We start from the raw sequence: 26,002 nt of genomic DNA on the forward strand, positions 1-26,002 counted from the left end.
GGCACCCCGGGACAAAGGTCAGGTCATGGGATGACTAGCCTGGTGCCACTATGAGCGTGGACCCCGCCCGCACCGCACCGTCCCTGTCCGCACCCGCTCCCCGCCGGCCCGCCGACGCCCCCGGCGCCGCCCCGTCCGCCACCCCGCCCGCCGTCCTCCACCCGCCGGGCGGCCGCGCCGCCTGGTTCGCCTGGACGGTCGGCGTCACCGTCTACGTCCTCGCCGTGGTGCACCGCACCAGCCTCGGCGTGGCCGGGCTGGACGCCGCCGCCCGGTTCGGCATCGGCGCCTCCGCACTGTCCACCTTCTCCATCCTGCAGGTCCTGGTGTACGCCGGGATGCAGGTCCCGGTCGGGCTGCTGGTCGACCGAATCGGCCCGCGCCGGGTGCTGCTGCTGGGCGTGGCGCTGATGAGCGCCGGGCAGCTGGCGTTCGCCTTCTCCACCGCGTTCGCGCCCGCGCTGGCCTCCCGCGCGGTGCTCGGCTGCGGCGACGCGATGACCTTCATCAGCGTGCTGCGGGTCGCCGCCCGCTGGTTCCCGGCCGCCCGCAACCCGTTCGTCGCCCAGCTCACCGGCCTGGTCGGCACCGGCGGCAACCTGGTCACCACCATGGTGCTCGCGCAGGCGCTGCACACCGCCGGGTGGAGCACCACCTTCGGCGCGATCGCGCTGACCGGCGTGCCGGTCTTCGTCGCCGTGCTGGCCCTGCTCAAGGAGGCCCCGCCCGGACTGCCGGGGCCGGTGCCGGTGCGGCAGGAGAGCCTGCGGCTGCCGGTCGGGCAGCAGATCCGGGCCGCCTGGTCCGAGCCCGGCACCCGGCTCGGCATGTGGGTGCACTTCACCACGGCGTTCCCGGCGTCCGCGTTCGGCCTGCTGTGGGGGCTGCCCTACCTGGTCGAGGGGCAGGGCATGTCCCGGGCCGGGGCGGGCGGCATGCTCAGCCTGCTGGTGCTCAGCGGGATGGCCTTCGGCCTGCTGTTCGGCCGGCTGGTGTCCCGCTCGGCCGCCTCCCGGCTGCCGATCGCGTTCACCGTGCTCGCCGTCACCGCGCTCTGCTGGACCGCGACCCTGGCCTGGCCGCACGGGCACCCGCCGCTGTGGCTGCTGGTGGTGCTGATGCTGGTCATGGGCAGCAACGGCCCGGCCTCGCTGATCGGCCTGGACTACGCCCGCGCGTACAACCCGGCCGAGCGGATGGGCACCGCCTCCGGCATCGCCAACATGGGCGGCTTCATCGGCTCGATGATCACCCTGCTCGGGATCGGCGTCCTGCTGGACGCGCTCGCCGAGCCGGGCAGCGACAGCTACGGCGCGCACGCCTACCAGCTGGCGTTCTGCTTCCAGCTGCTGCCGCTGCTGCTCGGGACGACGATGATCCTGCGGCTGCGCCGCAAGCTGGACCGGTAGCGGCTCAGGGGGTGCTCGTCAGGGAGTGCTCGTCAGGTGGGCGAGCACCCGGTTGCCGAGCTCCTGGTCGCCGATCACGTTCACGATCGCGGTCTCCGGGCGGACCCGGCCGCAGCACAGCCGCACGAAGGTCTGCCAGTCCATCGACAGCCGCACCTCGGGGGCCAGCACCACCGAGTCGTCCACCGTGCCCTGGCCGTCCGGGCCGATCCGCACGGTGCGGTGGAACGGCAGCGCGCCCGCGACGTCGAAGGCCACCGTGGCGCCGATCGGCGCACCGGCCTGCTTGGCGACCTGCTTGGGCAGCGAAGCGATCAGCAGGTCCCTGGTCACCACGGCGGCCGGGGAGTCCAGGTTGCCCGGCGTCTGCAGCGCGCGGCGCAGGTCCTGCTCGTGCACCCACACGTCGAAGGCCCGCAGCCGCAGCAGCGTCGCGTACGGGACGTCCCGGGCCAGCGGGCCGGCCGGCCAGCGCACCAGGTCGGTCGGCTCGTGGCGGGCGTTGCGCAGCGCCCGGGAGCGGCGGATCACCGTGTACTCCAGCTCGCTGGTCACCTCCACCGGCGTCCAGCAGCGGCGCTTGTCGACCGGCAGTTCCATGTACCGGGAGAAGTCGTCGGTGACGTGCCGCAGGTCGCGCGGCAGCGCGTGGATCGGGCGCGGGTCGCCGAGCAGCTCGGACTCGACGCCGATGATGTGCGAGACCACGTCCCGCACGGACCAGCCCGGGCACTCGGTGGCCCGGTTCCAGGCGTCGGTCGGCAGCGGGGCGAGCAGCTCGGATATGGACTCGATCGACTGCGTCCACGCATCGGTGTACGCCTGCACGGTCTGCTTGTCCGTCACGGGTATCTCCGGCCCCTCCGTCGGCTTGCGTCGTCCCACGTCGCCCGGGCTGCCGAGACCTCCGCACGGACGCGCATACGGCACGTTACGCTGCCGGGTGAGAGCAGGGCAGCGCTTTCGGGTGACGATCGTAGGACTCTTGTCGTGGACGGTGGTACTGTGCGCGCTTCATTGATCCAACTCGCCGTGTCGGACGCCGAGCCGGCAGCCGAGCGGAGGGCCAGGGCGGCGGCGATGGTCCGCGCCCAGGACGGCGCCGACCTGGTGGTGCTGCCCGAACTGTGGCCGGTCGGGGGCTTCGCCTACGACGCCTGGCCGACCGGCGCCGAACCGCTGGACGGCCCCACCGCGGAGGCGATGTCCGCCGCCGCGAAGGCGGTCGGCTGCTGGCTGCACGCCGGGTCGATCGTCGAACGGGACCCGGACGGGCCGATCTACAACACCTCGCTGCTGTTCGCCCCCGACGGCGAACTGGTCCGCACCTACCGCAAGATCCACCGCTTCGGCTTCGACAGCGGCGAGGCGGTGGTGATGGGCGCCGGCCAGGAGATCGTCACCGCGGACGCCGGCCCCGCCGTGCTGGGCCTGGCCACCTGCTACGACCTGCGCTTCCCCGAGCTGTTCCGGGCCCTGCTGGACGCCGGCGCCGAACTGCTGGTGGTCCCCGCCGCCTGGCCCGCCCGGCGGGCCGAGCACTGGAACCTGCTGGCCCGGGCCCGCGCCGTCGAGGAGCAGGCCTTCGTGCTCGCCTGCAACACCGCCGGCACCCACGGCGGGGTCGAGCAGGCCGGCCGCAGCATCGTGGTCGACCCCTGGGGCCGGGTGCTGGCCGAGGCCGGGGCGGACGAGCAGGTGCTCACCGTCGAGTTCGACCCGGCCGAGGTCGCCGCGTGCCGGGCCGACTTCCCGGTCCACCGGGACCGGCTGCTCGGCATCCCCGCACCCGTGCAACGCTGACCCCGCCGGAACGGGGGCGCGGATTTTCCGTGCCCTTGGTCCGGATTGACCATTCCGGGGTACTCTGTGCGCGTTTTGCGCGCCGGGTCCCGGCCGCAGGAGGGCGCGCGCGGCACGGAGAGGGGGCGGCCATGACCGCTGCGGGAACCGGGGGCGGGCGCGCCCTGATCCGGCGCCACAGCCTCCGCGAGCAGATCGCCGACGCCCTGCGCGACGAGATGATGGCCGGTCGGCTCCCGGCCGGACGGAACTTCACCGTCAAGGAGATCGCCGACATCTACGGCGTCTCCGCCACCCCCGCCCGGGAGGCCCTGGTCGACCTCGCCGCCCAGGGCCTGCTGGTCAGCGAACCGCACCGGGGCTTCACCGTCCCCGAGTTCAGCTGGCACGACTTCCTGGAGATCTTCGAGGCCCGCACCCTGCTCACCGACAACGCGCTGCGCCACCTGTCGGGCCGGCCGCACGGCTACGACTGGTCCCGGCTGTCCTCGCTGCGCCGCCGGGCCGACGCCGCCGCCCGGGCCGCCCGGGCCGGGCAGCTCGACGTCCTGGTCGGCTGCGACCTGCGGTTCTGGCAGGAGGCCGCCGGGGTGCTGTGCAACGGCCGGATCGCCGACTACCTGGGCTGGCTGCGGATCCAGTCCTGGATGTTCGCCGCCCCGCACCTGCGGGCCGGCGGCGACCTGGCCGGGGTCTGCTGGGACCGGCACGGCGAGCTGGTCGACCGGATCGAGGCCCGGGACCGGGCCGGGGCGCACCGGATCGTCAACGACTACAACCTGGCCACCGTCGAGCTGCTGGCCCGGCGGCTCGGCCAGCCGCTCGAGGGCGTCGCGGTGCTCCGGCTGCTGCGCGAACCGCTGATCCCGCCGCCGCCCGCGCCGGCCGAGCGGCCGCCCGCCGCCGCCCCCCGGCCGGCCTCCGCCGCGGTCGGCCTCGGCCGGGTGCCGATGCCCCGCTTCGTGCCGCCCGGACGCTTCGCCCGGCCGTTCCGCCCGGGCAGCGGGGAGCCCGCCGCGGGCCGGTAGGGTTGGGGCCCGTTGCCCCGCCACCCGAGAGGATGAGCCGGCCCATGGCCTGCGACCTCTGGCTCGTCCCGCTCGTGGACGTGCTCTCCCACAGCCCCGAGAACCCGTTCCGCGAGGACCTCGACCGCTACAACGCGGTGCTCGCCCAGCACGGGCTGCCGCCGGTTCCGGTGCACCCGTACGTGCCGGGCTTCTCCGGGGAGGTCGAGTCGATAGCCGCGTTCGACTACGACTCGCTCCACTTCCTGCGCCGCGCCTACCTGTTGGGGCTCACCGGGTTCGAGGTGACCCCGGTGGACGCGCTCGGCAGCGACTACGAGCAGCTGCTCGAGATGTTCGAGACCACCGCCGAACAGTCGCACCTGGTCTGGCACTTCGACCACGCGGGCGCGTACCTGCCGGTGGACTTCCAGCTCCCGCTGGTCGCCGACGAACTCCTCGCCGCGGGCGGCCCGTTGGGCTCATCCTACGGGCTGCTGCGCGAACTCCAGGCGGTGGCACCGCTGTTGGGCATCGACCCGCTCGACCCGCCGCTGCCCACCCGCCCGCTCGGCCCCACCCGGCTCGAGCAGCCCTTCGGGCCGCCGATCGACGACTTCCACCCCTACGCCCGCGAACGCCACGCCTGGTCCGGCCTCTACACGGCGGCCACCCGCAGCGTCACCCAGGGCTCGATGGTCGTCTTCGCGTAGCGGCCGGGCGGGCCGGTCAGCGCAGCGGGCCCTCCGGGGGGCGCTGGCGGGGCATGGTGGGACGGGTGCCCGGCGGGGGGAGGACCCGGACCTGGGCGCCGGAGCCGCCCTCGTTGCGGCCGCCCCAGGAACCGGGGGCCTGGGTGGGCAGCTGGCTCATGCCGGCCCGGAACTCCAGCATCCACTCGGAGGTCTCGGTGCGGACCATGTCGGAGACGTCCTCGCAGAACCGGCGCAGCACGCCCAGGCAGCGCTCGGCGGCCTCGCCCGCGGTGCCCTCGGTGGGGCCCAGGACCTCCCGGACGCACTCGGAGGCCCAGTCGAACTGGAAGGCCTCCAGGCGGCGTTGCAGCGCCTGCGAGGTGGAGACGTCGCGCATCCACCCGGAGGTGAGGCCGAAGGCGCGGTCGGCGACCAGCGAGGCGGCGGCCAGCGCGAGGCCGGTGTAGCCCCACTCCATGGCGTGCGGGAGCTCGCCGGTGAGGGAGACCAGCGGGGCGGTGACGCCGCCGACGCCGAACACCGTGGCGGAGAACCGCAGCAGGCGGGCCCAGCGGCGCTTCCAGACCCGGTCCCGGCGGTACCAGTCGATCGCCTCGACCGCGCGCTCCTCCGACCAGCGGTAGAGCTCCTCCAGCCGCTCGGCGGGCTCGCCCCAGTCGCCGAGCGGGAACTGACGGGCGCTCAGGTCGGCGCGGCGCCGGGTCGGGGTCCGTCCGGCGGCACCCGGGACGGACTGGTCGTCGTCGGCGACCTCCTTGCCCCAGGGGCTCTCCTCGGGCTGCATTTCCGGCTGGCTCACCTGTGGCGCTCCCTGTGGCGGGGTGACTGCGGAGGCCCGGCGGGCACCGGGACTGACGGTACGGAACCCGAACGGCCCGGCGGGTCGGGCCGTCGGCGCGCGGAACCCGCGGTTCGTTGCGTGGCGGTGCGGACCCGTGGCGCCGCGCGCGGGTCTGGAGCCGCCCATGGTGCCGTGCCCGGCGGCGGGGCCGGGTCCTGGTCCAACAGCACTTCTTACCGCCAAATGGCTGAGCGTGGGGGCGCTTCCGCAGTGATCGTTATGTGATTTCACCTCCGGAAGCCGAGGTGGGAGGGTTGCGCCGGGTGGCCGGATTTCACCCGTCCGAGCGAGCCGGGCCGGGGACGTCGACGTGACGCGGCCGCCGTTCGGGGGGACGCTTGTGCGTTCCCACGAATCACCGGGTGTCGACCGCCCCTGCACTTGGAGCTTCCGACCGGAGCCGCCGACGGGGCGGAACCGGCCACCGACTAGGCTTGGCAGGCGTGAAGGTCCTCGTCATCGGAACCGGCGCCCGCGAACACGCCCTGTGCCGCTCACTGTCCCAAGACCCCGCCGTCAGCGAGCTGCACTGCGCCCCGGGCAACGCCGGGATCGCGCGGGTCGCCGCCCTGCACCCGGTCGACCAGCTGGACGGCGCCGCCGTCACCGCGCTGGCCCGGGAACTGGGCGCCGACCTGGTGGTGGTCGGCCCGGAGGCCCCGCTGGTGGCCGGCGTCGCCGAGCCGCTGCGGGCGGCCGGCATCCCGGTCTTCGGCCCCGGCCGGGAGGCCGCCCAGCTGGAGGGCTCCAAGGCGTTCGCCAAGGACGTGATGGCCGCGGCCGGCGTCCCCACCGCGCGCTCCTACGTCTGCACCACCCCGGAGGAGGCCGCCGCCGCGCTCGACGCGTTCGGCGCCCCGTACGTGGTGAAGGACGACGGCCTGGCGGCCGGCAAGGGCGTCGTGGTCACCGAGGACCGGGCCGCCGCGCTGGAGCACGCCGCGGCCTGCGAGCGCGTGGTCATCGAGGAGTACCTGGACGGCCCCGAGGTCTCGCTGTTCGCCATCACCGACGGCAGCACGGTGCTCCCGCTCGTCCCGGCGCAGGACTTCAAGCGCGCGCTGGACGGCGACCAGGGCCCCAACACCGGCGGCATGGGCGCCTACTCGCCGCTGCCCTGGGCCCCCGAGGGCCTGGTCGCGGAGGTGCTGGAGAGCGTCCTGCAGCCCACCGTCGACGAGCTGCGCCACCGCGGCACCCCGTTCTCCGGCCTGCTGTACGCGGGCCTGGCGCTGACCTCGCGCGGCACCCGGGTGATCGAGTTCAACGCCCGCTTCGGCGACCCGGAGACCCAGGTCGTGCTGGCCCGGCTGCGCACCCCGCTGGCCGGCGTGCTGCTCGCCGCCGCCGACGGCACGCTCGGCGAACTGGAGCCGCTGCGCTGGTCCGAGGAGGCCGCGGTCACCGTGGTGATGGCCTCCGAGGGCTACCCGGCGAGCCCGCGCACCGGCGACCCGATCGAGGGCCTGGACGCGGCGGAGGCCGACGGCGCGTCCGTGCTGCACGCCGGCACCAGGTCCGGCCCGGCCGGCGAGGTGCTGACCGCGGGCGGCCGGGTGCTGTCGGTGACCGCCGTCGGCGCGGACCTCGCCGAGGCCCGGGCGAAGGCGTACGCGGGCGTCGCGGAGATCTCCTTCAAGGGGGCCCAGCACCGCACCGACATCGCGGCGGCCGCCGCCGGGCAGCAACTCCCGTAGCAGAACGCGCCCGCGGGGCGCTGCGCCCGGACCGACCCGTCCGGACGCAGCGCCCCGCGGCGTTTCCCGAGGTCGCCGCGGTCAGCGCCGCGGTCGGAAAACCAGCCCTTCGGGTGATGCCCCGGGCATCCCGCTGACGGGGCGGGAGCGCGGGCCTTAGGGTGCGCTGCATCGCGCCGGGGCGGGGGCACCGGCGCGGACGCGGCTCGTCGCGCCGGTGCGCCGGGGGGATGCTGGGAGCGTGGCGCACCCCGCCGCGGTGTCACCAGGACGGGTGGAATCGCCGGACTTCCGGAACACCCGCCCGCACCGGGGCGTCGAGACTGGCGGGAGAGCGCCACGCGAGTCGTACCACCGGGTTCGGCACCCGCCGCTTCCCGTACCGGAATTGATCGAGTCGAGTCGGCTGCGAAGGGGGTGCCGCGGCGATGGCTGCAGTGGACACCGCACGCGCACGAGCCCATGCCGTCCTGCGTCTGCGCGGACGGGCCGTGGCCGCCGCCGCGCTGCCCGCCGCCTGCGCGGCGGTGCTGCTGGCCGGGCGGTTCACCGGACACATAGGCGCCCCCGGGGCGCCGGACGCCCCGCTCTGGGACGGCATCCGATGGGCGGTCTGCGCGGTCGCCGCGCTGACCCTGGCCCTGGCCGCGCTGGTCGCCCGGGGCCACCGCCGGGCCGTCCCGCCGGTCACCCCCGCGGTGCCGCTGGCCCGGGCCGACGCCCCCGAGCTGTACCGGCTGATCGAGGAGCTCGCCGAGCGCCTGGACGTGCCGGCGCCCGCCGCGATCGCGCTCACCCCCGACTGCGACAGCTGGCTGGAGGAACCGCACCCCGCCGGGCGCCGGACCGGCCCCGCCGCCCCGGTGCTGGTGATCGGCTCCCCCTTCCTGTGGTGGATGCGGGCCGGCGAACTGCGCGCCCTGCTGGCCCCCGTGGTGGCCGGCACCGCCGCGGCCGCCGACCCCGACATCGCCGCCGCCCGCCGCTGGGTGCGCACCCTGGACGCCGCACTGGGCGAGCGCCGCCGCGGCCCCGCCGCGCTGGCCGGCGCGGTCGACCGCCGACTGCTCGGCGCCTGCCGCGAGCACTCCGCCGAACTCGAGCACGCCGTCGCCGCCTGGGCCTCCGAGCAGGCCCGGGCCGTCGACTACGGGCCGCGGATCGCCGCCCAGGCCCAGGTCGGCCTGGCCTACGCGGGCTGGGACCGGCTGCTCACCCGGGTCGCGCTGCCCGCCTGGCGGCTCGGCCTGCACCCCGCGCACCTGAACGCCGGCGTGGTCTCCGCGCTCACCGAGCTCTCCCGCCGCGACCGGCTCGCCGACGGCTACGAGAACCGGCTCGGCGACCGCCCCGCCTGCGACCTGCTGGAGGAACCCGGCCTGGTCGACACCCGGGTGTCCCGGCTGGCCGCCGAACTGCTGCACGAGGAGCCGGCCGGCGGCTGGCAGCCGCTCGACTGGGCGGACTACCCGCACCGGGTCGTCGACCGCGGCTGGCGCGCCCAGGCCGCCGCGCTGCAGGCCGCGCTCGGCGACGACCGCCCGCACACCGGCCCGGCGCTGGACAAGCTGCTGGCCCGGCTGGCCGCCGGCGAGGCCGAGGAGCTGTCCGCCGCGCTGGCCGGCCAGGTGGCGCGCGCCGCCCGGGTCGCGCCCCCGCTGCCCCCCGTGCGCAGCGGCCGCGACCTGCTGGTCGAGCACCTGACCGCCACCGTCTGCTGCGCCGCGGTGGACGCCGGCACCGCCACTCCCGGCCTGGACTGGCTGGACGGCCCGGTGCTGGTCTGCCCGGCCGCCCCCCGGGCCGAGTTGGCCCCCGCGGTGGCCCGCGCGGTCGAGGACGGGCAGGACGGACCGCTGCGCGCCTGGCTGGAACGGGCCGGGGTCCGGCTGGAGCGCCCGGTGCGCCTTTCGGGCTGAACCAGGACGGTTCGGGAGTGTCTCGGGAAACCCGGTTTCATCCGTACCAATTGCTACGGTGGGGTGACGCTTCGCCGTCCAACTGTGGTGTGCTGGTCCGCACGCACATCCGCATGGCAATTGCCAAAACCCTCGGTGGATGGGCGAAGGGTGGGGAGGGCGTGTGGGGACGGAATCCAACCGCCGGTGGGAGTCCGGCACGCTGGCGCACGGGGTCTCGGACCCGTTCGGGCAGGGCCCGCTGCCCTGGCTCCGCAGCCCCGACCACTACCTGGCCGACGGCGAGGGCGTGGTCCCCTGGTACGTGAGCGTGGACGCCCCGGGGCAGCGCCCGGTGGACGGGTCGGCCCGGCCGCGTCCGGCGGTCAGCGGCCCGCGCAACTCCGACGACGTGCGCCAGCAGATCAAGGGCTTCGCCTCGGCGGGCACCGCCCGGCCCGGCGGCGCGGTGGACTTCCGGGTCACGGTCAACCCGCCGCAGGAGTTCCAGGTCGACGTCTACCGGATCGGCCACGACGGCGGCGACGGCGCCCGGCAGGTGTACTCCAGCCCGCTGATCTCCGGCCTGGCCCAGCCCGCCCCGATGGTCGCCGACCGCACCGTCTCCTGCCACCACTGGTGGCAGTCCTGGCGGCTGCAGGTCCCCGCGGACTGGCGCTCCGGCGCGTACGTCGCCGTGCTGACCACCGCCGACGGCGGCCACCGCAGCCACATCCCGTTCACCGTGCGGGACTTCGACCCGGCCGACCTGCTGCTGGTGCTGCCCGACGTGACCTGGCAGGCGTACAACCTGTTCCCCGAGGACGGGCACCTGGGGGCCAGCCTCTACCACGCCTGGGACGGCGCGGGGCGCCTGGCGGGGGAGGGGGAGGCGGCCGTCACGGTCTCCTTCGACCGGCCGCACGCCGGGGCCGGGCTGCCGCTGCACGTCGGGCACGCCTACGACTTCATCCGCTGGGCCGAGCGCTACGGCTACGACCTGGGCTACGCCACCGCCACCGACCTGCACGCCGGCCTGGTCGACGCCTCCCGCTACAAGGCGCTGGTCTTCCCCGGCCACGACGAGTACTGGTCGGAGCCGATGCGGCGGGCCGCCGAACGGGCCCGGGACGGCGGCACCTCGCTGGTGTTCCTGTCCGCGAACGCCGTGTACTGGCGGGTCGAGCTGTCGGCCGGGGCGAACGGCGAACCGTCCCGGCTGCTGAACTGCCGCAAGCGCCAGCGGGTCGCGCCCGACCACCCCGCCGCCGGGGTGCCCGGCGCGGTGTCCGCGCTCTGGCGGGACGCCGGCGAGCCCGAGCAGCACCTGCTGGGCATCCAGTACGCGGGCAGCGTGCCCGCCCCGGTGCCGCTGGTGGCCCGCAACACCGGCCACTGGCTCTGGCAGGGCACCGGGCTGGCGGACGGCGACGAACTGCCCGACCTGGTCGCCGGGGAGGCCGACCGCTACTACCCGAAGGTCCCGCTGCCCGCGCACACCGAACGCGTCCTGCTCGCCCACTCCCCGTACCGGGACGCCGCCGGGCGGCCCAGCCACCAGGAGACCTCGCTGTACCGGGCGCCCAGCGGCGCGTACGTGTTCGCCGCCGGGACGTTCGCCTGGTCGCCCGCGCTGGACCGGCCCGGGCACACCGACGAGCGGATCCAGCGCGCCACCGCCAACCTGCTCGACCACCTCTGCAAGGAGGGGCGCACCGGCTCCTGAGCGGGCGGGCGTGAAAGACTCGGCCGCAGAGCCCCCCAGCTGTGAGGACTGACTGAGCGTGAGCGGATTCGTCACCAAGCCCGAGCCGGTCCAGGTGCCCGGCCTGGTCCACCTGCACACCGGCAAGGTGCGCGACCTGTACCGGGACGCCGACGGCAACCTGGTGATGGTGGCCAGCGACCGGACCTCCGCGTACGACTGGGTGCTGCCCAACGAGATCCCCGACAAGGGCCGCGTCCTCACCCAGCTCTCGCTGTGGTGGTTCGAGCGGATCGCCGACATCGTCCCCAACCACGTGGTCTCCACCGAGCTGCCCGCGGGCGCCCCCGCCGACTGGGCCGGGCGCACCCTGGTCTGCCGCAGCCTCGACATGGTGCCGGTGGAGTGCGTCGCCCGCGGCTACCTGGCCGGCTCCGGCCTGGAGGAGTACCGGGTCTCCCAGACGGTGTGCGGCGTCGGCCTGCCCGCGGGCCTGGACAACGGCTCCGAGCTGCCCGGCCCGATCTACACCCCGGCGCTCAAGGCCGAGGTCGGCGAGCACGACGAGAACGTCCCCTACGAGGAGACCGCCCGCCGGATCGGCGCCGAACTCGCCGCCACGCTGCGCCAGACCACCCTCGCGGTGTACTCCCGGGCCCGCGACATCGCCCGCGAGCGCGGCCTGATCCTGGCCGACACCAAGTTCGAGTTCGGCCTGCTGGACGGCGAGTTGGTGATCGGCGACGAGGTGCTCACGCCCGACTCCTCGCGGTTCTGGCCCGCCGACGAGTGGGAGCCCGGCCACGACCAGCCGTCCTTCGACAAGCAGATCATCCGCGACTGGCTGACCTCGCCCGCCTCCGGCTGGGACCGCAGGAGCGAGAACCCGCCGCCGCGGCTGCCCGACGAGGTGGTCACCCACACCCGGCAGCGCTACATCGACGCCTACGAGAAGCTCACCGGCCTCGACTGGAAGTGACGCCCCCGCGCGGCCGGCTGCGGCCTCCGGGTCACAGCCAGCCGTGCTCGCGGGCGATCCGGACCGCCGCGTGCCGGTTCTCCGCGCCGAGCTTGCCCGCCGCCGAGGACAGGTAGTTGCGTACCGTGCCCGGCGAGAGCGCGGCCCGGTCGGCGATCTCGGCGATCGAGGAGCCGTTCGCGGCCAGCTCCAGCACGTCCGTCTCGCGCGGGGTCAGCGGGGAGTCGCCCGCGCTGATCGCCTCGGCCGCCAGCTCCGGGTCCACGTAGCGGCCGCCGGCCCGGACCGTGCGGATGATCCCGGCCAGGTCAGAGGCCGAGACGGTCTTCGGCAGGAAGCCGCGCACCCCGACCTCCAGGGCCCGCTTCAGGTAGCCCGGGCGGCCGTGCCCGGTCACGATCATCACCCGGCACTCCGGCAGCCGGTGGCGCAGCTCGGCCGCCACCTCCAGGCCGTCCAGGCCCGGCATCTGCAGGTCCAGCACCGCCACGTCCGGGCGGTGCGCGGCGGCCATCGCCAGCGCCTCCGGGCCGGAGGCCGCCTCGGCGACCACCGTCAGGTCGTCCTCCAGGGCGAGCAGCGCCGCCAGGGCGCCGCGGATCAGGTGCTCGTCGTCCGCGAGCAGCACCCGCACCAGGTCGGTCATGACGCCAGTCCCCTTGCTGTGATCGGTAGTTCGGCGGTCAACCGGAACCGCCCGGGGCCGCTGCCGGCCGTGCTCAGGGTGCCGCCCTGCGCGGCCAGCCGCTCGCCCAGGCCGCGCAGGCCGCTGCCCGCGCCCTCCGCGCGCGGCGGCGGAACGGCCGGGACGCCGTCGTTCTCCACCTCCAGCACCGCGGTGCCGCCCGCCACCCGCAGCCGGAACAGGCAGTTGGCGGCCTCCGAGTGCCGCAGCACGTTGGTCGCGGCCTCCCGGACCACCCAGCCCAGCACCGACTGCGCCTCGGCGGGCAGGCCGCCCGCACCGGACAGCTCGGTGCGGCAGTCGACGTTCGCGGCCCGCAGCACCGAGGCGGCGCCGGCCAGTTCGGTGTGCAGCTCGACGGTGCGGTAGCCGCGCACCACCTCGCGCACCTCGCGCTGCGAGTCCTGCGCGATCCGCTGCACCTCGGTCATCTGGTCCACCGCCTCCGGCCGCCGGCGGCGGGCCAGCTGCACCGCCAGCTCGCTCTTCAGCGCGATGGTGGCCAGGTTGCGGCCCAGCACGTCGTGCAGGTCCCGGGAGAACCGCAGCCGCTCCTCGGCGACCGCGAGCCGGGCCTGGGCCTCCCGGGCGGCGTCCAGCTCCCACACCACCTTCGCGGTCCAGGCCGAGCCGCGGGCGGTGCAGGCGGCGATCGACGACCCGAGCAGGCAACCGGTCAGCAGCCCGGCCACGAACCCGGGGGAGGCGCCCGTCAGCAGGAGCGGCAGCGCGACCAGCAGCAGGCCCGCCACGGCGGCCGCGGCCGTCTCCAGGACCGACAGGGCGACCGCGGTGGCGGCGATCCAGAAGGTCATCGTCAGGATCGAGACCGTCAGCGGGAACGACGCGCCCTCCGCCTCCACCGGCGGCCCGAGCAGCAGTTCCGCCACCGAGACGGCCGCCGAGGCCGTGCCCGCCACGGCCACCCAGGCGTACGGGCGTCCCCGCCGCCCCAGGTAGGCGGCCATGCCGACGCGGACCAGCACCCCGTTCAGCGCCGCCGCCGCCAGCGAGCCGACCACGGCCACCGCAGACTCGGCGTCCGTCACCCCGTCGCGGCCGAAGCTCCCGGCCACCACGCCGAGCGTCACCACCGGTTGGACCAGCGCCACCGCGTACAGCGACCAGCGCACGTACAGCTCGGTGCGCTGCGGCTTGGACAGCGCCCGCCAGCGGCGGACCGGTCGTGGGCTGCTGACCCGCACGGCTGGGCCCCCTCGTCGTTACAGGATGATCGTCCGACGAATCTAGCGGTTAGCGGCGCGGCTCCCAGCGGAACCAGCGGCGGGCCGCCCAGGCCGCCACCGCCGCCCAGGCCAGGGCCAGCAGCAGCGGCAGCGCGGCCGGGCCCCAGCTGCCGAGGAAGCCCTCGGACGGGCCGGTGCCGGCGGTGCCGAGCCAGCCGATGTGCAGGAGCTGGAAGGCGGGGGTGGTCGGGAGCAGGCGGCAGACGTTCGCCACGGCGTCCGGCATGGACTCCAGCGGGATCATCAGGCCGGAGCCGAACTGGGCGGCCAGCAGCAGCGGGAGGGTGGTGATGCCGGCCGTCTCGACGGTCTTGGTGACCGCGCTGGACAGCGCGGCCAGGCCGGTCAGCAGCAGGGCGGACAGGGCCAGTCCGGCCAGCACCAGCAGCGGGTTCGCGGGGGCGCGCAGGCCGAGCAGGGCGAAGCCGCCGACGCCGAGCAGCAGGCACTGGAGCAGCGCCAGCCCGATCGAGGGGACGGCGGTGCCGAGCAGGACCTCGGCGTCGGCGGCCTCGCCGGTGCGCAGCCGCTTCAGCACCAGGTCGTTGCGGCGGGCGGTGTAGGCGGTGGTCAGGTTGGTGTAGACGACCACCAGCAGGACGATGCCCATCGAGCTGGTGACGAGGTTGCCGTTCACGTCGAACCCGGGGGTGCGCTCGGCGGCGGCCCGCAGGACCGAGCGGAGCGAGCCGACCAGGACGAACGGCAGCACCAGGGCCAGGAACACCGCCGTGCGGTTGCGGCGCAGCAGCACGGTCTCGGCCCGGCCGAGGGCCAGCAGCCGGGAGAACGGGGTGAGGGCGGGCGCGGTGGCGGTCATGCGGCACGTCCGATCTGCGACGGGGCGACGGGGGCGGCGGCCGGGTCGGCGGAGGCCGCGACGGCGAGGAACGCCTCCTCGAGGGAGGCGCTGCGGGCGTCCAGCCGGGCCAGCTCGACCCGGTGGCGGGCGGCCCAACCGAGCAGCTCGGTCAGGGTGCCCTGCAGGTCGGGGGTGCGCAGCAGCACCCGGCGGCCGTCCAGTTCGGGGACGGCGCCGGGCAGGACCGGCAGGTCGAGCGCGGCGTGCGGGCCGGTGCGCTCGGGGAGTTCGAAGCTGATCCGGGCGGGGTGGGCGGCCAGCACCTCGGCGACCGTTCCGCCGGTGACGACCCGGCCGTGGTGCATGATCGCCAGCCGGTCGGCGAGCTCCTCGGCCTCCTCCAGGTAGTGCGTGGTGAGCACCACCGTGGTGCCGGCCGCCCGCAGTTCGCGGATCAGCCGCCACACCGAGGCCCGGGCCTCCGGGTCCAGGCCGGTGGACGGCTCGTCCAGGAACAGCACCTCGGGGCGGCCGAGCAGGGCCATCGCCAGGTCGAGCCGGCGGCGCTCGCCGCCGGACAGCTGCTTGACCCGCACGGTGCGCCGGGGCAGCAGGCCGACCAGGTCGAGCGCCTCGTCGACGGCCCGGGCGCCGGTGGTCAGCCCGGCCCAGCAGCGGCCGGTCTCGGCCAGGGTCAGTTCGCCGGGGAAGCCGCCCTCCTGGAGCATGATGCCGATCCGCGGGCGCAGCGCGGCCCGTTCCCGGAGCGGGTCGAGCCCGAGCACCCGGACCTCGCCGCCGCTGGGCGCGGCCAGGCCCTCCAGCACCTCCAGGGTGGAGGTCTTGCCCGCGCCGTTGGTGCCGAGCAGGGCGAACAGCTCGCCGGGGGCGACGTCGAGGTCCAGGCCGCGGACGGCCTCGAAGCCGTCCCGGCCGGACGGTCCGTAACGGCGGTGCAGCCCGCGGGCCGTGACGGCGGGGCGGGGGCGGCTGGTGTCGGTCATGGCTCCAGCCTCCCGGCGGCCGGGGCCCGCCAGTAGTGCGGTCCTTCACCGGGCGCCGGTGCGTCCGCACGGGTCGGCGGTGACAAATGTCATCGGGTGCCGGGCCGGACGGGACGGGGAACGGACGGGGAACGGGCGGGGAACCGGCGGCCGGAAACCGGACGGCGGGAAACCGGGCGGGAACGCCGAAGGCCCCCCTCGGTGGAGGGGGGCCTTCGGTACTGGAGCGGACGACGAGATTCGAACTCGCGACCCTCACCTTGGCAAGGTGATGCTCTACCAACTGAGCCACGTCCGCAGGATATGGAGTTGTACTGCTGTACTGCACCAGTCTGTTCACGCTGACTGCGAGCGGACGACGAGATTCGAACTCGCGACCCTCACCTTGGCAAGGTGATGCTCTACCAACTGAGCCACGTCCGCACGGCGCCTGGGCGCCGGCCGCCCCGTTCGGGTTCCCCCGGTTGCGGCGACGAGAATTACTCTACAACATCGATCGGCCTGCTCGCCCCACCCTTCCCCGGCGGCGCGGCCGGGGAAGGCCGGCGGGCCCGGAACGGGCCCGTGGCGACGGTCAGTTGCTCTCGGCGAACGCCTCGTACACGTGCTTCGGGATGCGGCCGCGGGCGGGCAGCTCGTGCCCGTTGGACTGGGCCCAGGCGCGGACGGCGGCCGGGTCGGGGGTGAGCGCGGTGCGGCGGAAGGACTTTCCGCTGCGGCTCTGCCGGCGGCCGGCGGCGACGAACGGGGCGAGGGCCTCCCGGAGCTTTTCCGCGTTGTCGGCGGACAGGTCGATCTCGTACGACTTCCCGTCCACGCCGAAGTGAACGGTTTCCGCGGCGGTGCCGCCGTCCAGATCGTCGGAGAGCGTGACGACTACACGCTGAGCCATGGGTGTCAATCCTCTCGGGCAATTCGGCCGTCGGGGGTCTCGGATGCCCCGCCGGTCCGCTGGGCCGGGATCGCGGCATCCGCCGGAGGGCAGGGGAGCCCACGCCGAGATGCGGCGCGTTCGGCTGCCGGTCGCCCTATTCTGCACCCGGGGGCCAGTGAAATCGTAGAGTTGGGGATTCCTTTTTTCGGGATATTCACGTGCTTCCGCCAGGGGCGGATACCCGGGCCGATACCCGTCCGCCGGAGACGGGATTAAACCGGCGAAATCGGATGCGTCCCGGAGGCGGCGGGAGCCCGCGGCCCTTGGGGCGTAAGGGGTGTGGGTCTACGCGCGTTGCCGCTGGTGGCCCGCAAGACGCCCCCGCCGCCCAGGTAGTCTGGAGTTCCCCCGCCTTCACGCAATCACCACCGGGAGTGCCAGTGGCACGCGTCGTAGTCGACGTCATGCTCAAGCCGGAGATCCTCGACCCCCAGGGCCAGGCGGTGCAGCGTGCACTGCCGCGTCTCGGGTTCGCCGGGATCGCCGACGTCCGCCAGGGCAAGCGTTTCGAGCTGGAGCTGGAAGGGCCGGTCGACGACGCCGCGCTCGCCCGCATCCGCGAGGCCGCCGAGACCTTCCTCGCCAACACCGTGATCGAGGACTTCACCGTCCGCGTCGAGGAGGAGGGGAAGTGACCACCCGAGTCGGCGTCGTCACTTTCCCCGGTTCCCTCGACGACCGCGACGCCCAGCGCGCGGTCCGCCTGGCCGGCGCCGAGCCGGTCGCCCTCTGGCACCGTGACAAGGATCTCCACCAGGTCGACGCCGTCGTCCTGCCCGGCGGATTCTCTTACGGCGACTATCTGCGCTGCGGTGCCATCTCCCGCTTCTCGCCGGTGATGGACACCGTCATCGAGCAGGCGAAGCTCGGAATGCCGGTCCTCGGTATCTGCAACGGCTTCCAGGTGCTGTGCGAATCGCACCTGCTGCCCGGTGCGCTCACCCGGAACGACTCGCTGCACTTCATCTGCCGCGACCAGAAGCTCCGCATCGAGAACGCCTCCACCGCCTGGACCCGGGATTACTCGGCCGGCCAGGAAATCGTCGTTCCGCTGAAGAACGGCGAGGGCCGGTTCGTGGCCGACGAGCACGTCCTCGACGAACTCGAGGCGGAGGGCCGGATCGTGGCCCGCTACCTCGAGGTGAACCCGAACGGTTCGTACCGCGACATCGCCGGCATCACCAACGCGGCCGGCAATGTCGTCGGCCTGATGCCGCACCCGGAGCACGCCGTGGAGCCGCTCACCGGTCCGACCACCGAGGGCCTGGGCTTCTTCACTTCCGTCCTGAAGCAGCTGGTGAACGCCTGATGAGCCTCGACACCGTCAAGAACGCCGAGCAGACCCCGGACGCGGCCCAGCCCTGGGCCGAACTCGGCCTCAAGGAGGACGAGTACGCGCGGATCCGGGAGATCCTGGAGCGCCGCCCGACCGGCGCCGAGCTCGCCATGTACTCGGTGATGTGGTCGGAGCACTGCTCGTACAAGAGCTCCAAGGTCCACCTCAAGCAGTTCGGCGAGAAGGCCCCGGAGAACGACGCGATGCTCGTCGGCATCGGCGAGAACGCCGGCGTCGTCGACGTCGGCCAGGGCTACGCGGTCACCTTCAAGGTCGAGTCGCACAACCACCCGTCGTACATCGAGCCCTACCAGGGCGCGGCCACCGGCATCGGCGGCATCGTGCGCGACATCCTGGCGATGGGCGCCCGCCCGGTCGCCGTGATGGACCCGCTGCGCTTCGGCGCGGCCGACCACCCGGACACCCGTCGGGTGCTGCCCGGGATCGTCGCGGGCATCGGCGGCTACGGCAACTGCCTGGGCCTGCCGAACATCGGCGGCGAGGTCGTCTTCGACTCCTGCTACCAGGGCAACCCGCTGGTCAACGCGCTCTGCGTGGGCGTGATGAAGCACGAGGACATCCACCTCGCGCAGGCCTCCGGCCCCGGCAACAAGGTCATCCTGTACGGGGCCCGCACCGGCGGCGACGGCATCGGCGGCGTCTCGGTGCTCGCCTCGGAGACCTTCGACGCGACCGGCCCGGCCAAGCGCCCCGCCGTCCAGGTCGGCGACCCGTTCCAGGAGAAGCTCCTCATCGAGTGCACCCTGGAGATCTTCAAGGAAGACCTGGTCGCGGGCATCCAGGACCTCGGCGGCGCCGGTCTGTCCTGCGCGACCAGCGAACTCGCGAGCGCCGGCACCGGCGGCATGCGGATCGAGCTGGACACCGTCCCGCTGCGCGACCACACGCTCTCTCCTGAGGAGATCCTCATGAGCGAGTCGCAGGAGCGCATGTGCGCGATCGTCGAGCCCGGCAAGGTCGACCGCTTCCTGGAGATCTGCGAGAAGTGGGACGTCATCGCCACCGTCATCGGCGAGGTGACCGACGGCGAGCGGCTGGAGATCTTCTGGCACGGTGAGCTGGTGGTCGACGTGCCGCCGCGCACCGTCGCCCACGAGGGCCCGACGTACCACCGCCCGTTCGCCCGCCCGTCCTGGCAGGACGCCCTGCAGGCCGACGCCCCGACCGCCGAGCGGCTGGCCCGCCCGGCCAACGGCGCCGAGCTGAAGGACGCGCTGCTCAAGGTCGCCGGCTCGCCGAACCAGGCGTCCAAGGCGTGGATCACCGACCAGTACGACCGCTACGTGCTGGGCAACACGGTGCTCGCCACCCCCGAGGACTCCGGCATGATCCGGATCGACGAGGAGACCAACCTCGGCGTCTCGGTCGCCACCGACGGCAACGGCCGCTACGCCAAGCTGGACCCGTACGCCGGCGCCCAGCTGGCGCTGGCCGAGGCGTACCGGAACGTCGCGGCCGGCGGCGCCAAGCCGCTCGCGGTCTCCGACTGCCTCAACTTCGGCTCCCCCGAGGACCCGGACGTGATGTGGCAGTTCGCCGAGGCCACTCGCGGCCTGGCCGACGCCTGCCAGGTGCTCGGCACCCCGGTCACCGGCGGCAACGTCTCGCTGTACAACCAGACCGGCGACGTCGCCATCCACCCGACCCCCGTGGTCGCGGTGCTCGGCGTCATCGACGACGTCACCCGGCGCACCCCGGTCGGCTTCGCCGAGGAGGGCCAGCTGCTCTACCTGCTCGGCGACACCGCCGACGAACTGGGCGGCTCCGCCTGGTCGCAGGTCGTGCACAACCACCTCGGCGGCCTGCCGCCCAAGGTCGACCTGGAGCGCGAGCGGCTGCTCGGCGAGATCCTGATCGCCGCCTCCCGCGACGGCATGGTCGACGCCGCGCACGACCTCTCCGACGGCGGCCTCGCGCAGGCCCTGGTGGAGAGCTGCCTCAAGGGCGGCAAGGGCGCCCGCGTGGTCGTCCCCGAGGGCACCGACCCGTTCGTGTTCCTGTTCTCCGAGTCCGCCGGTCGTGCCGTGGTGGCCGTCCCGCGCAGCGAGGAGCTCCGGTTCAACGACATGTGCGGCGCCCGCGGCCTGCCCGCCGCCCGGATCGGCGTGGTGGACGGCGAGGCGCTGGAGGTCCAGGGCCAGTTCACCGTCACCCTGGCCGAGCTGCGCGACGCCCACACCGGCGTCATCGAGGCGCTGCTCGCCTGACGTTCCGCGCTGACGGCGCGTCACCCTGCGGGCGGTCGGACCGGATTTATTCGGGCCGGCCGCCCGTCGGCGTTTTGTACGCTGCGGGCATGCCTACCGTGAAGCCCCGAACCTACGACCCGGTGAAGGTGCGCGCCGCGCTCACCGGGCAGCTCGACGCGATCGCCGCCGCCGTCCGGGAACTGGACGACGAGCGGCTCGCCCATCCCACCCGGCTGGGGGAGTGGCGGGTGCGCGAACTCGTCGCCCACCTCGGCATGGTGGCCAGCTGGGTGCCGCTGCACCTGCACGACCCGCTGCCGCCGCAGGCCCCGATCACCCCGCTGTACTGGGCCTCGCAGACCCGCACCGCGGCCGCCGTCATCGACGCCACCGCGGTCGAGCTGGTGGCCGAGCAGTTCGCCGGGGACGCCGCCCAGGTGTCCGGCGAACTCGACCGGCAGATCGGCGAGTTGTGGAAGGCCCTGGACAGCGACGAGGGCCGCGAGCCCGGCCGGATCATCCCGATGCGGTTCGGCCCGATGCCGCTGGCGGACTTCCTGGTCACCCGGCTGGTCGAGACGGTGGTGCACGCCGACGACCTGGCCGACGCGCTGGGCCTGGACGCCTTCCCGCACGACCGCTTCGCGCTGGCCTCCGCCGCCCGGCTGCTCGCCGACGCCTTCGCCGTCCAAGTGCCGGGCGGCGCAGTCGAGTTGCGCATCCCGCCGTACGCGGTGGTGCAGGCCGTCGAGGGCCCCAGGCACACCCGGGGCACCCCGCCCAACGTGGTCGAGACCGACCCGCTGACCTGGATCCGGCTCGCCACCGGCCGCCTCGCCTGGGCCGACGCCCTCGACACCGCGCTCACCGCCAGCGGCGAGCGCAGCGACCTCAGCGGCTACCTGCCGGTGCTGGGCTGAGCGCTCGGCCCCCGACGCTCAGCCCTCGGTCAGCGCGGCGGCCAACTCCCTTACGCCCGCCTCGCGTTCGGCCGCGGTGTCGCCGTAGTCGTAGCTGTGGCTGAACGCGGCGTTCGGGAACGTCCGGCCCAGCCACACGGCGCAGTAGTGGCCCGGCATCAGGCAGGCCTGCAGTTCGGTGTAGACCTCGAGCACGTCGTCCGGGTCGAGGCCGGCCGCGGACAGCCGGTGCCACAGCGCCTCCTCGGCGTGCAGGGCGAGCGAGCCGTCGGCGGTGACGATCTGCGGCTCGCCGTCCTGCCCGCGGACCTTGAACGCCGCGTAGCCCGGCACGCCCCGGGTGTGCCGGACGTCCTCCAGCACCCGGGGCCACCACTGCTCGTCGCTCTCGAAGGCGCGCAGGTCGGTGCCGCGCAGCCGGCCCTCCGCGGCCGAGAACAGCCGGAACACCTCGTCCGGCTGCTCGGCGGCGGCCAGCGCCCGCAGGTTCTCGTCCAGCGTGCACAGGTTGTCGAGGAACGCCCCGAGCGAGGCGTTGACCGGCACCGACGGCCCCTGGAGGGCCACGTACACCGCCCGGACCCGGCCCGCGTCGTCCACGCACAGCTCGGCCCCGCGGTCGCTGCCCAGCCGGGCCCAGTCGGCCTCGGGGCGGCCGTCCACGGACCGGCCGACCGCGCGGGCCCAGTCGGCGAGCCGCACCGGCCGGCCGGGGTCGGCGGCGAAGTACGGCCCGACCTGCAGCGGCAGCCCGGCGGCGGAGAGCAGCGCGGCCGCCTCGGCGGGCACCGCGGTGGCGGCGAGTTCGGCGGGGGCGGGCCGGTGCAGGCCGGTCGGGCCGAAGCGGTCGAGCAGGCGCTGGGTGGGTTCGGTGGTCATGGCTCCGTCGTTCGGTCGGGGGCAGCAACCGTAGCCGACGGGCCGGCGGAGTCCGGTGCGCGAGGGGTGCGAGGTGTGCGAGGGGCCGGGGTCAGGGGACGGCCGGGCCGCTCAGGTAGCTGCCGTCGGCGTCGTAGGGCCAGGCGTTGGCGGTGCAGCCCTTGAGGCCGTAGATCTGCTGCATCATCGCGGGGGCGGGCTTGCCCTTGCCGGGGCAGGTCTCGTGGCCGTGGCCGATCCGGTGGCCGACCTCGTGGTTGATGATCAGGGCCCGGTAGTCGGCCAGCGGGCCGTCGAACTCGGGTGAACCGGTCAGCCAGCGCTTGGAGTTGACCACCACCTGCTTGCCGACGTCGCAGTTCACCTCGCCGCGGGTGTTGAGGCCGCCGGTCGCGCAGATGGCGTCCGCGGTGTCCGGGGAGGCGATCTTGACGGTGAAGTCGTAGCTGCCGGAGGAGACCAGCTGGAAGCTGTCGCGCCTGTCGGTGGTCCAGCTGCGCGGGTCGGCGAGCACGGCCTGGACGGCGGCCGCGGCGCCGTTCGGGTCGATGCCGATGCCGTCCTCCACCTCCACCCGGTAGCGGCGCAGGGTCGCACCGCTGCCGACCCGGCCGCCGGAGGCGGTGGCGCTGGTGAAGTCGCCGCTGCCGTGCCCGACGATCTGCGGCGGCGCACTGGAGGCAGGTGGCGACGTGCTCGGCGGAGGCGTCGGGGACGGTGTCGGCGACGGCGCGGGGGAGGGGGAGTCGGTCAGCGGCGGGGTGAGAGGGCGGGCCTGCAGGGACGCGTCGTCGGCCCGCCCGGCGACGGTGGGGCGCAGGGCGACGTACCCGGCGGTGCCCAGCACGCCGAAGGCCAGGACGCAGCCCACGGCGAGGACCGCCCGGCGGCGGGCACGCCGACGGCGGATGCTCCTGCGGGCTGCGCGCATCTGGGTCCCCCCGGGGTGGTGACAGTGTGGACGGCCCACCCGGGAGCGGGCCGCATCGAGAACATACGCGGTATGGCCCCGTTTGGTTCCGGGTCGGCCCCCGATCCGGTCGTCCGGCTCCCCGCTCGGCGCGGGGGCGGCACCGGCAGCCGGCGGACGGCCGGGCCGGGGCAGCGGTCGGCGGACCGGGCCAGTCCCTTGCGGCGACGGGGAGTCGAGAGCCGGGCCCGCCCACGGGAACGGGCCGCCCCCCTGGTGGGGGACGGCCCGTCCGGTAGGCACGGGGCCGCCGCTCAGTGCTCCTGCTTGAGCACGGTGTACGCCTCGGCGCTGCTGTCCTTCAGGAACTGCCAGCAGCGGGCCTCCTCCTCGGTCTCCTTGATCGCCCCGGCGGCCCGGGCGAGCGCCGCCAGGCAGCGCAGGAAGCCGCGGTTGCCGCGGTGCTCCCACGGGACGGGGCCGTGTCCGTGCCAGCCGTTGCGGCGCAGCGCGTCCAGGCCGCGGTGGTAGCCGGTGCGGGCGTAGGCGTAGGACTCCACCGTCCGGCCGGCGGCGAAGGCGTCGTCCGCGAGCATCGCCCAGGCCAGGCAGAACGCCGGGTACTCGGCGGCGACCTGGGTCGGCGAGGCGGACTCCTCGGCGAGCATCCGGTAGGGCTGCTCCTCCTCGGGCAGGAGGGTCGGCTCGGGGCCGTCGAGCAGGTTCTTGTGCATCTCCATGGTGTGCCAGTCTGCCACCCGTCCCGGCCGGACCGACCGGGTCCGGCCGGAACTTCCGGTCCGGACGGCAGCGGAAGCCCGGTGGCCCGGAACACCCCGGTGGCCCGGAACGCCCCGGGAACGGCGGAGCCCCCGCGTCCCGGGGCTGGGACGCGGGGGCTCCGGCGGCGGGCGCGCGGGCGCCCTACTTCATGCGCTTGCCGGCCGAGCGCAGCTGCTGCGCGGCCTCGGTGACGCGGTGGGCCATGCCGGCCTCGGCCAGCTTGCCCCAGGTGCGCGGGTCGTAGGTGCTCTTCTTGCCGACCTCGCCGTCGACCTTCAGCACGCCGTCGTAGTTGCGGAACACGTGGTCCACGACGGGGCGGGTGAAGGCGTACTGGGTGTCGGTGTCGAGGTTCATCTTGACGACGCCGTTCTCCAGCGCGGTCAGGATCTCCTGCTCGGTGGAGCCGGAGCCGCCGTGGAAGACGAAGTCGAACGGGTCCTGCTTGCCGTACTGCTTGCCGATCTCGGCCTGCAGGTCGGCGAGCAGCTCCGGGCGGAGCACGACGTTGCCCGGCTTGTAGACGCCGTGCACGTTGCCGAACGAGGCGGCCAGCAGGTAGCGGCCCTTCTCGCCCAGGCCGAGGGCCTCGGCGGTGCGCACCGCGTCGGCGACGGTGGTGTACAGCTCGTCGTTGATCTCGTGGGTGACGCCGTCCTCCTCGCCGCCGGTCGGGGTGATCTCGACCTCGAGGATGATCCGGGCGGCGGCGGCCTGGGCCAGCAGCTCCTGGCCGATGGCCAGGTTGTCGGCCAGGGTCTCGGCCGAGCCGTCCCACATGTGCGACTGGAACAGCGGGTTCTCGCCGCGGGCCACCCGCTCGGCGGAGACGGCGATCAGCGGGCGGACGTAGCCGTCCAGCTTGTCCTTCGGGCAGTGGTCGGTGTGCAGGGCCACGGTGATGTCGTACTTGGCCGCGACGATGTGCGCGAACTCGGCCAGCGCGACGGCGCCGGTCACCATGTCCTTGTTGTACTGGCCACCCAGGAACTCCGCACCACCGGTGGAGATCTGGATGATGCCGTCGCTCTCGGCCTCGGCGAAGCCGCGCAGGGCGGCGTGCAGGGTCTGCGTCGAGGTGACGTTGATGGCCGGGTAGGCGAACTTGCCCGCCTTGGCCCGGTCGAGCATCTCGTTGTAGGCCTCGGGAGTTGCGATGGGCATGCGAATCCGCTCCTGTCGGTGTGGGGCGATCGGACGACGCTGTCCGAAGGCTCGATACGCCTGTGGTTCACGACATCGATGCGGTACGAGCGATGAGGGTGGCAGCTCGACCGCGGGCCGGACACCTCGGCCATCCTCCCAGACTCCCCCTCCGGACACACCCAGCGGCCCGCCACTTGGGACGGCCGACCGGTGGAACCCCCGCGCGCCGCCGCCCGCGGGCCGCCGGTTAAGGCTTCGCAAAGCAGTACGGGCTATCCTGCGCGCGTGGAACACATCCAGCTCGCCGTCAATGTCCTTGACGCCAAACAGCTCGTCGCCTCCGTCGGCGCCATCGGGATCCTGGCGATCATCTTCGCCGAGACCGGCCTGCTGGTCGGGTTCTTCTTCCCCGGTGACTCGCTGCTGATCCTGGCCGGCGTCGCCGCCTCAGGTGCCGCCGAGAAGGTGCTCGGCCCCGGGGCCCAGATGAACATCGCCGTCCTGCTGATCGGCGCGCCGCTGTGCGCGATCGTCGGGGCGCAACTCGGGCACCTGCTCGGCCGCAAGGTCGGCCCGAAGATGTTCGACAAGCCGAACTCGAAGATCTTCCGGCCCGAGTACGTGGGCAAGGCGGAGGAGTACTTCGAGAAGTTCGGCCCGGCCAAGGCCGTGGTGATGGCCCGCTTCATCCCGATCGTGCGGACCTTCCTGAACCCGGTCGCCGGCACCCTGCAGATGCCCGCCAAGACCTTCTTCGTCTGGAACGTCGTGGGCGCGGTGCTGTGGACCGAGACCATGCTGCTGATCGGCTACTTCACCGGCGACCAGCTCGCCCCGGTGATCGACAAGTACCTGCTGCCCGCGATGGCGCTGATCATCCTGATCTCGGTCTCGCCGATCTTCGTCGAGGTGATCCGCGACCGGAAGAAGAAGAAGGCCGCCGCGGCCGAGGGCGGCACCGCCGCCGCGCAGCAGGGCGAGCCGGTCTCCAGCGGCCGCCACCGCAAGCACTGAGCCGCGGCCCCGGCCCGGCAACGGCGAGGGCCCCGACCACCACCCGGTGGTCGGGGCCCTCGCCGTTGTTCCACGTG

At 74.3% G+C, this 26,002-nt stretch carries 24 protein-coding genes and 2 tRNA genes; 13 read left to right on the forward strand and 13 right to left on the reverse strand.

The window, feature by feature from the left end; all coding sequences use genetic code 11:
* The first annotated feature begins 50 nt into the window (after nt 1-50).
* Nucleotides 51-1,409 (forward strand): MFS transporter, encoded by a 1,359-nt coding sequence (locus EDD39_RS07025; protein ID WP_123554064.1) that lies wholly within the window; start codon nt 51-53, stop codon nt 1,407-1,409.
* A gap of 18 nt (nt 1,410-1,427) precedes the next feature.
* Here EDD39_RS07025 and EDD39_RS07030 read toward each other — a convergent pair whose 3' ends face one another.
* Nucleotides 1,428-2,255, reverse strand: coding sequence for a maleylpyruvate isomerase family mycothiol-dependent enzyme (locus tag EDD39_RS07030; protein WP_123554066.1), 828 nt, complete (start codon nt 2,253-2,255; stop codon nt 1,428-1,430).
* 159 nt (nt 2,256-2,414) lie between these two features.
* On the opposite strand from EDD39_RS07030, the gene EDD39_RS07035 reads away from it, so the two are divergent.
* The 3 genes from EDD39_RS07035 (at nt 2,415) to EDD39_RS07045 (ending at nt 4,932) form a co-directional block, all read left to right on the forward strand.
* Nucleotides 2,415-3,212, forward strand: a complete 798-nt coding sequence (locus EDD39_RS07035; RefSeq protein ID WP_123554068.1) for a carbon-nitrogen family hydrolase — start codon at nt 2,415-2,417, stop codon at nt 3,210-3,212.
* Nucleotides 3,213-3,343: 131 nt separating this feature from the next.
* Nucleotides 3,344-4,240: a GntR family transcriptional regulator gene (locus EDD39_RS07040; RefSeq protein WP_123554070.1), complete on the forward strand. Its 897-nt coding sequence runs from the start codon at nt 3,344-3,346 to the stop codon at nt 4,238-4,240.
* 44 nt (nt 4,241-4,284) lie between these two features.
* A complete protein-coding gene (locus tag EDD39_RS07045) occupies nt 4,285-4,932 on the forward strand; it encodes a hypothetical protein (protein ID WP_123554072.1) in 648 nt (215 codons plus the stop codon).
* A 16-nt stretch (nt 4,933-4,948) separates the two neighbouring features.
* Here EDD39_RS07045 and EDD39_RS07050 read toward each other — a convergent pair whose 3' ends face one another.
* Nucleotides 4,949-5,734 (reverse strand): SLATT domain-containing protein, encoded by a 786-nt coding sequence (locus tag EDD39_RS07050; protein WP_030457575.1) that lies wholly within the window; start codon nt 5,732-5,734, stop codon nt 4,949-4,951.
* Between the two features lie 485 nt (nt 5,735-6,219).
* Here EDD39_RS07050 and purD point away from each other — a divergent pair, with 485 nt between their 5' ends.
* The 4 genes from purD (at nt 6,220) to EDD39_RS07070 (ending at nt 12,055) form a co-directional block, all read left to right on the forward strand.
* Nucleotides 6,220-7,473 carry a phosphoribosylamine--glycine ligase gene (gene purD, locus EDD39_RS07055; RefSeq protein WP_123554074.1) on the forward strand — a complete coding sequence of 418 codons (1,254 nt, stop codon included), beginning with the start codon at nt 6,220-6,222 and terminating at the stop codon, nt 7,471-7,473.
* Between the two features lie 428 nt (nt 7,474-7,901).
* The gene (locus EDD39_RS07060; protein ID WP_123554076.1) at nt 7,902-9,392 is read left to right on the forward strand and encodes a hypothetical protein; all 1,491 of its coding nucleotides are present in this window, start codon (nt 7,902-7,904) and stop codon (nt 9,390-9,392) included.
* A 163-nt stretch (nt 9,393-9,555) separates the two neighbouring features.
* On the forward strand, nt 9,556-11,097 hold the full coding sequence (locus EDD39_RS07065; RefSeq protein WP_123554078.1) for a N,N-dimethylformamidase beta subunit family domain-containing protein: 1,542 nt from the start codon (nt 9,556-9,558) through the stop codon (nt 11,095-11,097).
* Between the two features lie 58 nt (nt 11,098-11,155).
* The gene (locus EDD39_RS07070) at nt 11,156-12,055 is read left to right on the forward strand and encodes a phosphoribosylaminoimidazolesuccinocarboxamide synthase (protein WP_123554080.1); all 900 of its coding nucleotides are present in this window, start codon (nt 11,156-11,158) and stop codon (nt 12,053-12,055) included.
* Nucleotides 12,056-12,086: 31 nt separating this feature from the next.
* On the opposite strand, the gene EDD39_RS07075 is transcribed toward EDD39_RS07070, so the two are convergent.
* From EDD39_RS07075 to EDD39_RS07105, 7 genes are all read right to left on the reverse strand, one after another.
* Complete coding sequence (locus EDD39_RS07075) at nt 12,087-12,701, reverse strand: response regulator transcription factor (protein WP_030905727.1); 615 nt, start codon at nt 12,699-12,701, stop codon at nt 12,087-12,089.
* On the reverse strand, nt 12,698-13,945 hold the full coding sequence (locus EDD39_RS07080; protein WP_123554083.1) for a sensor histidine kinase: 1,248 nt from the start codon (nt 13,943-13,945) through the stop codon (nt 12,698-12,700). The genes EDD39_RS07075 and EDD39_RS07080 overlap by 4 nt, the downstream gene beginning before the upstream one ends.
* A 49-nt stretch (nt 13,946-13,994) precedes the next feature.
* Nucleotides 13,995-14,807 carry an ABC transporter permease gene (locus tag EDD39_RS07085; RefSeq protein ID WP_123554085.1) on the reverse strand — a complete coding sequence of 271 codons (813 nt, stop codon included), beginning with the start codon at nt 14,805-14,807 and terminating at the stop codon, nt 13,995-13,997.
* Nucleotides 14,804-15,793, reverse strand: coding sequence for an ABC transporter ATP-binding protein (locus EDD39_RS07090; RefSeq protein WP_123554087.1), 990 nt, complete (start codon nt 15,791-15,793; stop codon nt 14,804-14,806). The genes EDD39_RS07085 and EDD39_RS07090 overlap by 4 nt, the downstream gene beginning before the upstream one ends.
* Nucleotides 15,794-16,015: 222 nt before the next feature.
* Nucleotides 16,016-16,091, reverse strand: a tRNA-Gly gene (locus tag EDD39_RS07095).
* 52 nt (nt 16,092-16,143) lie between these two features.
* A tRNA-Gly gene (locus EDD39_RS07100) sits at nt 16,144-16,216 on the reverse strand.
* A gap of 151 nt (nt 16,217-16,367) precedes the next feature.
* On the reverse strand, nt 16,368-16,685 hold the full coding sequence (locus EDD39_RS07105; RefSeq protein ID WP_014136949.1) for a histone-like nucleoid-structuring protein Lsr2: 318 nt from the start codon (nt 16,683-16,685) through the stop codon (nt 16,368-16,370).
* Between the two features lie 422 nt (nt 16,686-17,107).
* Between EDD39_RS07105 and purS the strand changes: the two genes are divergently transcribed.
* The 4 genes from purS (at nt 17,108) to EDD39_RS07125 (ending at nt 21,193) form a co-directional block, all read left to right on the forward strand.
* Nucleotides 17,108-17,362 carry a phosphoribosylformylglycinamidine synthase subunit PurS gene (gene purS, locus EDD39_RS07110; protein WP_033250393.1) on the forward strand — a complete coding sequence of 85 codons (255 nt, stop codon included), beginning with the start codon at nt 17,108-17,110 and terminating at the stop codon, nt 17,360-17,362.
* Nucleotides 17,359-18,036, forward strand: coding sequence for a phosphoribosylformylglycinamidine synthase subunit PurQ (gene purQ / locus EDD39_RS07115; protein WP_123554089.1), 678 nt, complete (start codon nt 17,359-17,361; stop codon nt 18,034-18,036). The genes purS and purQ overlap by 4 nt, the downstream gene beginning before the upstream one ends.
* The gene (purL, locus tag EDD39_RS07120) at nt 18,036-20,291 is read left to right on the forward strand and encodes a phosphoribosylformylglycinamidine synthase subunit PurL (protein WP_123554091.1); all 2,256 of its coding nucleotides are present in this window, start codon (nt 18,036-18,038) and stop codon (nt 20,289-20,291) included. The genes purQ and purL overlap by 1 nt, the downstream gene beginning before the upstream one ends.
* A gap of 89 nt (nt 20,292-20,380) precedes the next feature.
* Nucleotides 20,381-21,193 (forward strand): maleylpyruvate isomerase family mycothiol-dependent enzyme, encoded by an 813-nt coding sequence (locus EDD39_RS07125; protein WP_162869960.1) that lies wholly within the window; start codon nt 20,381-20,383, stop codon nt 21,191-21,193.
* An 18-nt stretch (nt 21,194-21,211) separates the two neighbouring features.
* Here the strand turns inward: EDD39_RS07125 and EDD39_RS07130 are convergent, their stop codons facing one another.
* The 4 genes from EDD39_RS07130 to fbaA form a co-directional block, all read right to left on the reverse strand.
* Nucleotides 21,212-22,072 (reverse strand): nucleic acid/nucleotide deaminase domain-containing protein, encoded by an 861-nt coding sequence (locus tag EDD39_RS07130; protein ID WP_123554095.1) that lies wholly within the window; start codon nt 22,070-22,072, stop codon nt 21,212-21,214.
* 91 nt (nt 22,073-22,163) lie between these two features.
* Nucleotides 22,164-23,003 carry a DUF3152 domain-containing protein gene (locus EDD39_RS07135; RefSeq protein WP_123554097.1) on the reverse strand — a complete coding sequence of 280 codons (840 nt, stop codon included), beginning with the start codon at nt 23,001-23,003 and terminating at the stop codon, nt 22,164-22,166.
* Between the two features lie 293 nt (nt 23,004-23,296).
* A complete protein-coding gene (locus tag EDD39_RS07140; protein ID WP_100837278.1) occupies nt 23,297-23,722 on the reverse strand; it encodes a DUF3151 domain-containing protein in 426 nt (141 codons plus the stop codon).
* A gap of 184 nt (nt 23,723-23,906) precedes the next feature.
* Nucleotides 23,907-24,929, reverse strand: a complete 1,023-nt coding sequence (gene fbaA, locus EDD39_RS07145) for a class II fructose-bisphosphate aldolase (RefSeq protein ID WP_123554099.1) — start codon at nt 24,927-24,929, stop codon at nt 23,907-23,909.
* Nucleotides 24,930-25,196: 267 nt separating this feature from the next.
* Between fbaA and EDD39_RS07150 the strand changes: the two genes are divergently transcribed.
* Complete coding sequence (locus tag EDD39_RS07150) at nt 25,197-25,925, forward strand: DedA family protein (protein ID WP_030457554.1); 729 nt, start codon at nt 25,197-25,199, stop codon at nt 25,923-25,925.
* Nucleotides 25,926-26,002: the final 77 nt, after the last annotated feature.

Origin of the sequence: Kitasatospora cineracea (genome assembly GCF_003751605.1) — a bacterium.
GTDB lineage: Bacteria > Actinomycetota > Actinomycetes > Streptomycetales > Streptomycetaceae > Kitasatospora > Kitasatospora cineracea.

Excerpts from the sequence above, each read along its gene's own strand:
- EDD39_RS07025 (WP_123554064.1), top strand. The coding sequence starts at position 51 with ATGAGCGTGGACCCCGCCCGCACCGCACCGTCCCTGTCCGCACCCGCT.
- EDD39_RS07040 (WP_123554070.1), top strand. The coding sequence starts at position 3,344 with ATGACCGCTGCGGGAACCGGGGGCGGGCGCGCCCTGATCCGGCGCCAC.
- EDD39_RS07045 (WP_123554072.1), top strand. The coding sequence starts at position 4,285 with ATGGCCTGCGACCTCTGGCTCGTCCCGCTCGTGGACGTGCTCTCCCAC.
- EDD39_RS07060 (WP_123554076.1), top strand. The coding sequence starts at position 7,902 with ATGGCTGCAGTGGACACCGCACGCGCACGAGCCCATGCCGTCCTGCGT.
- EDD39_RS07075 (WP_030905727.1), bottom strand. The coding sequence starts at position 12,701 with ATGACCGACCTGGTGCGGGTGCTGCTCGCGGACGACGAGCACCTGATC.
- EDD39_RS07085 (WP_123554085.1), bottom strand. The coding sequence starts at position 14,807 with ATGACCGCCACCGCGCCCGCCCTCACCCCGTTCTCCCGGCTGCTGGCC.
- EDD39_RS07090 (WP_123554087.1), bottom strand. The coding sequence starts at position 15,793 with ATGACCGACACCAGCCGCCCCCGCCCCGCCGTCACGGCCCGCGGGCTG.
- EDD39_RS07105 (WP_014136949.1), bottom strand. The coding sequence starts at position 16,685 with ATGGCTCAGCGTGTAGTCGTCACGCTCTCCGACGATCTGGACGGCGGC.
- purL (WP_123554091.1), top strand. The coding sequence starts at position 18,036 with ATGAGCCTCGACACCGTCAAGAACGCCGAGCAGACCCCGGACGCGGCC.
- EDD39_RS07125 (WP_162869960.1), top strand. The coding sequence starts at position 20,381 with ATGCCTACCGTGAAGCCCCGAACCTACGACCCGGTGAAGGTGCGCGCC.
- EDD39_RS07130 (WP_123554095.1), bottom strand. The coding sequence starts at position 22,072 with ATGACCACCGAACCCACCCAGCGCCTGCTCGACCGCTTCGGCCCGACC.
- EDD39_RS07135 (WP_123554097.1), bottom strand. The coding sequence starts at position 23,003 with ATGCGCGCAGCCCGCAGGAGCATCCGCCGTCGGCGTGCCCGCCGCCGG.
- EDD39_RS07140 (WP_100837278.1), bottom strand. The coding sequence starts at position 23,722 with ATGGAGATGCACAAGAACCTGCTCGACGGCCCCGAGCCGACCCTCCTG.
- fbaA (WP_123554099.1), bottom strand. The coding sequence starts at position 24,929 with ATGCCCATCGCAACTCCCGAGGCCTACAACGAGATGCTCGACCGGGCC.